This is a genomic window from Nostoc sp. CALU 1950, assembly GCF_051172895.1.
In the GTDB taxonomy this organism is placed as follows: Bacteria; Cyanobacteriota; Cyanobacteriia; order Cyanobacteriales; family Nostocaceae; genus Nostoc; species Nostoc edaphicum_A.
This window is the reverse complement of the sequence record NZ_JBDNJQ010000270.1, coordinates 1-5,827: the sequence shown is the minus strand read 5'-3', so window position 1 is coordinate 5,827 and position 5,827 is coordinate 1. Positions and strand designations below refer to the sequence as shown.

At 44.3% G+C, this 5,827-nt stretch carries 6 protein-coding genes and 1 pseudogene; 3 read left to right on the top strand and 4 right to left on the bottom strand.

What is annotated here, in order from left to right; translation table 11 throughout:
* The first annotated feature begins 209 nt into the window (after positions 1 to 209).
* Entirely contained in the window at positions 210 to 2,156 is a 1,947-nt protein-coding gene (locus ABF638_RS36415) for a hypothetical protein (protein WP_435027625.1), read from the top strand.
* Here ABF638_RS36415 and ABF638_RS36410 read toward each other — a convergent pair.
* Positions 2,127 to 2,345, bottom strand: coding sequence for a hypothetical protein (locus ABF638_RS36410; protein WP_435027624.1), 219 nt, complete (start codon positions 2,343 to 2,345; stop codon positions 2,127 to 2,129). The two genes, ABF638_RS36415 and ABF638_RS36410, sit on opposite strands and share 30 nt — an antisense overlap.
* A gap of 375 nt (positions 2,346 to 2,720) precedes the next feature.
* Here ABF638_RS36410 and ABF638_RS36405 point away from each other — a divergent pair, with 375 nt between their 5' ends.
* Positions 2,721 to 3,164: a response regulator gene (locus ABF638_RS36405; protein ID WP_435027623.1), complete on the top strand. Its 444-nt coding sequence runs from the start codon at positions 2,721 to 2,723 to the stop codon at positions 3,162 to 3,164.
* 63 nt (positions 3,165 to 3,227) lie between these two features.
* Here the strand turns inward: ABF638_RS36405 and tnpA are convergent.
* The 3 genes and pseudogenes from tnpA to rpaB form a co-directional block, all read right to left on the bottom strand.
* A pseudogene (gene tnpA, locus ABF638_RS36400) lies at positions 3,228 to 3,473 on the bottom strand (IS200/IS605 family transposase); the annotation flags it as partial.
* Positions 3,474 to 3,722: 249 nt separating this feature from the next.
* Positions 3,723 to 3,971 (bottom strand): hypothetical protein, encoded by a 249-nt coding sequence (locus ABF638_RS36395; protein WP_435027622.1) that lies wholly within the window; start codon positions 3,969 to 3,971, stop codon positions 3,723 to 3,725.
* A 22-nt stretch (positions 3,972 to 3,993) separates the two neighbouring features.
* Positions 3,994 to 4,764: a response regulator transcription factor RpaB gene (gene rpaB / locus ABF638_RS36390; RefSeq protein ID WP_435027621.1), complete on the bottom strand. Its 771-nt coding sequence runs from the start codon at positions 4,762 to 4,764 to the stop codon at positions 3,994 to 3,996.
* Positions 4,765 to 5,041: 277 nt separating this feature from the next.
* On the opposite strand from rpaB, the gene ABF638_RS36385 reads away from it, so the two are divergent.
* Positions 5,042 to 5,335, top strand: coding sequence for a hypothetical protein (locus tag ABF638_RS36385; RefSeq protein WP_435027620.1), 294 nt, complete (start codon positions 5,042 to 5,044; stop codon positions 5,333 to 5,335).
* The last annotated feature ends 492 nt before the right edge of the window (positions 5,336 to 5,827 follow it).

The following is a 5,827-nucleotide window of genomic DNA, read 5'->3' as shown; positions in this document are numbered from 1 at the left end:
GATTAACTCAGCCCTGCTGGGTCATTTTGTATGGCTTAGTCTAAACTCCAGTCATTATCCAAAGATATCCAATTTAATCCACTATCTTCACTCTGCCCATATTTACAACCTAATTCAATCTAGCTACCTAGCCCATACTAAGTTCTAGCTATTTCCAATTAGCTAACAATTTTGTCAATTTTTCATATAAACAAAAGGAGTGGACAATTATGACAGTCATTCAATCAAGGGAGCAATTAAGAATAAGTATCCCTGATACCTTCTCCACGATTGATCCTCTTAGCGATACCGAATTGCTAAAGATCGCCCAAGATGTGTTCCAAGGGCTGCAATACTCGTTCTTGGCAGCTGCAATGAGCCAGGACAAGGCATTTGCACCGGACAGTATCGAAGAAAATTTCCGATTAGCAATTGGGACACGCAACCCAGAAAAAAGAGCTGGCTATCAGTCCATAGCGAGTGCTACTGCTGCCCAGACAACTGCCGAGCGGCAACTTTCCTTTGGGCGTTACGCTACTCTCAGCGTCGAGGAATACGGTCAGAAGGGTTTCGCTGCCACCCGTCTACCCGCATTAGAACTCGATGCCGTCAAGCTGGTTGCCGCAGTGAAACAGATTCAAGCACTGCCTCTTACCAGGACTCTTGCCCAGCCAGTCGCAGCACCCAGCCCCATACATACATTCGGTGGTGGGACACCCCCAGCGACGGTAAAATCACTTGGATTTTACATCACCGAAGTCAGATGCGTGGACGAAACCAACGGCGCTTTCGGATCGGAAGCTGGGCATGACGAAATTCAAATCGGAGGTATGGCAATAGACGAAGCTGGGAATACCATCAAGATCAAACCTTTTGATGTAAACAACACAAAAGGAGATTTTGACGAGGACGATAACCCGGTCGTCAGTTATCCCTTCCCAGGTAAAGCATTTTACCAATTCGACACCACCAAGACCAGTGCTTGGCCTAAAAACTATGCAGCTTTTGTCTATCTTGCCGAGATTGATAACGGCGGGTTTGCCTCTGCTCTAACAGATGCTTGGCAAAAAGCAGCCCCTCTAATCAAACAAAAGATTGAGGATGCCCTCATCGCTGCTGGCACAGCCGTAGGTGGTGCATTAGGGTCTGCGGAAATTGGGGCTGTCATTGGCAAAGTACTAGGGAAAATCCTCGGCTGGGTTCTTGACAAGTTGATAGAGTGGATTATCAGTTGGTTTCAAGATGATATCTTCGCGCCTGGAACTGCCCTCATTAATCTACAAACGGCAGCAGGCACAGCCTACGTCAACAGTCCTGGGTGGAACAACCTTTCATCTCCCGAAGGTAAATTTACCTTTACAGGACATGGAGGGATATACACTGTTAAATGTCGTTGGCTGGTCGATGTACCTGGTCTGATTGCCTCACCCCCCGCACCAGTCAGCCCCAGGCACTATGTTGGAGTCTTTCGTGCTGGCAATGACCCTTACGCCTTCTGGGTAGGAGACTGGAATAGTTTCCAGACCAAGTGGGATGAACTGTCCAAGGCTGGCCTCCGGCTTGTCGATCTAGAAACTTTTGTTGATGGGAATAAACGACTCTACGCTGGTGTGTTCCGGGCTGGCGCAGATGCTTACGCTCTCTGGGCTGGCGTGGAATGGGATAATTTCAAGGCTAAGTGGCAGGAACTGAGCAAACAGGGACTCCGCTTGATCAACTTGCAAACTTACCTTGACGGAGGCAAACGACTCTACGCTGGTGTGTTCCGAGCCGGAACTAACCCTTATTCCCTGTGGGTTGGCATGGACTGGCAGGCGTTCACTGCTAAGTGGGATGCAGAGAGCAAAAAAGGACTCCGACTGATTGACTTATCGAGCTATTCTGAGGGCGGTAAGCAGTTATTTAACGGGGTGTTCGGTTCTGGCACCGATGGTTACGCTCTATATGCCTCTGATTGGTCTGGCTTCACTGCTAAGTGGGATGAATTGAGTAAGAATGGCTTGCGTCTGATTAGCCTTGAATCCTATACAGAGAACGGTAAGCGCTTCTTTGCTGGAGTGTTCCGTGCCGGGAGCGGTGGATATATTCTCTGGGACAGTGACTGGAACGGCTTCATTGCAAAATGGAAGGAAGTAAGCCAGGGAGGTTTACGCCTGGTTGACATCGCCAGCTACTAAGCCACTAGTAGTCTGCCAAGGAAACAATGCAAAGGTGGTTAGCAGAGGGGCAGAGGGGAAAGAACTTGGTATTTGCCTCTCCTCTGCTCCCACTAGCGAACCTGCTCCCCTGCCGACCTCCACCCAGCAATTTTGGGGAAAGCGAACTACTAGTGAGTCCAATCCTGCAAGAAGGTTTTTAACTGTCACGGGAACTGACTTTAGTACCGAGGTAGTAACCTGGATTTCTCACAAGTGAGAAATGTGCGTGAGTATGGGGGGTGTGGGAGCGGTGGGAGGCAATAATGCAGCGTTCATTGATATGCAGTTATTCAATTTCTCCCCACACCTCCCACACTCCCCACCCGAACCACACAATACGTGAGAAATTCGGGATTAAGTCTTGTCTACGACATACTACGCATTAGCGAGTCATCTCTTTCATCGAACGATGTCAGTCGATGAATTAACTTCCTCATATTGATAATATTTTCTAACCAAATTTGTCTAATTAGACTGAAGCGTTATTCTGATATTAACGTTGAAATAGAAGAGATAAGCTGTATTAGCAAATAGAAAAATGGCATGACGACATATCAAATGAACAATCGAAAAAACGAGTTAAATTCGCTTCAAAACCTTATTGGAATCAGGATATTGTTAGTAGAGGATGAGCCAGATATTGCAGAGTTACTCATCTTCATTCTGAAAACAGCAGGCGCAGAAGTAATGGCTTTTATCGATGCAGAAGCAGCCCTGTCCATGCTTGAATTGTGTCATCCTGATATTTTACTATCGAATATAAAGTTGCCCGCTCATGATGGAGACTGGTTGATTAAGCAAATTCGCGTGCATTCAAGCTCATTATTACGACAGTTACCAGCGATCGCCATCACTTCTTATACAAGGGAAGTTTCAAGCCGTAAGGCTTTGGATGCAGGCTTTGATCGGTTCTTAGTCAAGTTTGAGAGTCCAGAAACAATCGTGGCTGAGATTGTGCATCTGCTATCTACTTCTGCTTATGCTTAAATGCTCTAAATTGGTGTCAAATCTCTATGCTTATCTGAAAAATGGGTTTAAAACCCCGTCGTTTTACCACGGCTTTTCTTGATGTTGTATGAATTTTTTAAGAACTTCTAGTGGCGTACCACCAACGGAAGATACGAAGTAACTAGGACTCCACAGGGCTTGTTTTCCATAGGGCTTTGGAAATCCAGCCTGACCATATCTACGGCTAGATACCCCTTTTAGCGCATTAATAATTTGAGATATTGAAAGCTTGGGTGGAAACTCAATTAATGCGTGAATGTGGTCAGACTCTCCGTTAAATTCAAGTATATTTAGGGCAGTGACTCTCAAAAAAATACTCTACTGAGTTATTCATCTCAGCAAAGTATATAAAGTTACATTTATTACCTTTTCACTAAAATTTATTTTATACAATAGTAGGTATTCACACCTCTGTATAAGTACTGCAAATATTGATTGTAGCGATCGCCAACTTTTCTTTTCCATTAATTCCCCTCCACATTGGGATATTTACCGATGTTGTGGGTGGGTGTGATGATTTTAATTGTCTGCAATTTCTCACCCAATCAAACCCAAATGTCGATGAAATGCTTCAACTGCATTCACCACACCATCCTCAGCCCTGATTTTCTCACCTAACTCCTGGGCTTTCTTCCGCATGACCTCATCACCCAATACTACTTCAATTGCTGCTGCTAAAGTTTTTTCTGATACCTTCTGGTACGGTATCGGTTGTGGGCTGACTCCCAACCGAGTTAGCTTTTCACCCCAAACTGGCTGATCAGCAAAAAAGGGTACGGAAAACAAGTGACATTTGGCGGTTTCATGATTAATGCTCTAGTTGAGCAATTCGTTGAAAAAAGTAACCACTTCCCCTTGCTGTGAGTATATATTCTGGATTTTCCGGGTCATCTTCTAACTTCAAGCGCAAGCGTGAGATATGCACATCCACCACACGAGTATCTGCATGTTGTTCTGGGTTATAACCCCATACTTGCTGCAATATTTCTCCACGGGTAAAAGATTTGCCCGGATAGCTCATCAATAATTCTAGTAAACTGTACTCTACACCCGTTAATGGAATCCGCTCACCTGCTTTGTAAACTTGTCGCTTATTGGTATCAATTTTGAGATTGTCTACAACCATTACTCCCAAATTAGAAATAGCAGCAGTAGTTGTTCTATCGTTTCTTCGTCGCAGCAACGAGCGAATTCTTGACTCTAATTCCTTGGGAGAGAAAGGTTTCGCCATATAGTCATCAGCCCCTAATTCCAGCCCAGTGATCCGATCTGCTACATCTCCCAAGGCTGTAAGCATGATAATTGGCACATCTGATTGTTTCCGTAATTCTTGACAGACACCGTAACCATCCAGCTTTGGCATCATCACATCCAGAACGATTAAGTCGGGAGTTTCTTTACGAAAGGCTGACAAAGCTTCTTCACCATCACTAGCTGTCACTACGCTGTAGCCAATCATTTCTAACCGCGTCTGTAAAATCCGGCGGATGCTGGCTTCGTCATCTACTACCAGGATTTTTCCTTTATCACTTGATAAGTTTCTCAATGCTGTTCCTCCACAGCGAGAACTCTCAACCATCTATTATCTGTTTATTAGGAGTCAAAAGCGCAAAACAGTCTTGAGTTACAGTCATGAGGAAAGAAGCGATCGCTTAATACTTGCATCTGTACAACAGATTATGCTGGGGCATCTACCCGAAAACAGATTTGTACACAATTAATAAATTCCTCGACAAGGGACTCGTATTTCCCATAGATTTGGTGTACCTTGTTAATTCTGTGCAAATTATTTATACCTAACTTCTCCCAAATTTACTCATCCAAATTTTAAGCCAATGCCTTCGAGGGAACAGCCAATGAATACTTCTAATGAGATACACACTAAGAAAATCATCAAAAAATCCGACAAGCTTACCCTGAGACAAATGAAGTTAATTGAAGAAGCAGAAGACCAACAACTTCTAGCTAATACTGTCAATTCTCCAGCCCCTGTGGTTGAGGTTGAGGAGAAACCAGTAGCGATTTCAGAGCCTAGAGTTCGTGACTATATTCCATTGCTTGACAACCCTCCAGTACAATCGGTGGGCAATTCCGGCTGGCAAGTGTCTGATGTCTGGCGCGATATCCGCGTTGATGATTTTTGTAATTAAAGCAGGCAATTTGTATTTCCAGACGGTTCTGCATCAAGGCGGTTGCAATTATCCATGATCCGAATATTAGAGATTGAGGGACAGGCACCTGATCAGGGAGAAAAGTTTTCCCGAATGCAATATTGGCAGCACTACCTCTGTCTCTTCGCTGAACCAATATTATGGCAACCGCCTGAGCAGCTTTTGTAAACTATCTTTGCACCAAGTCAAAGTTATAGTTGCATTGTGCCTATAATAAGTTACGGCTAACTATAACTGGAAGTTAGCACCCTGTAAATGGTTATCGCTTAGATGACGCATCAAAGGCGATACCAAGACAAGCAAAATTTATCGGCAGCGCAATAGTGTCTATTCCGTTGCCAACATGCACCCTCCGCGATCGCATGTTGTGTGACTGTAATCATAAGTTTGCCATTTTTGAAACCATAACTTTGCCGCAGTAAGAGTTGAAAAGTAGATTATTACGTTTATTGGCTAAATAGAAAAAGTTGA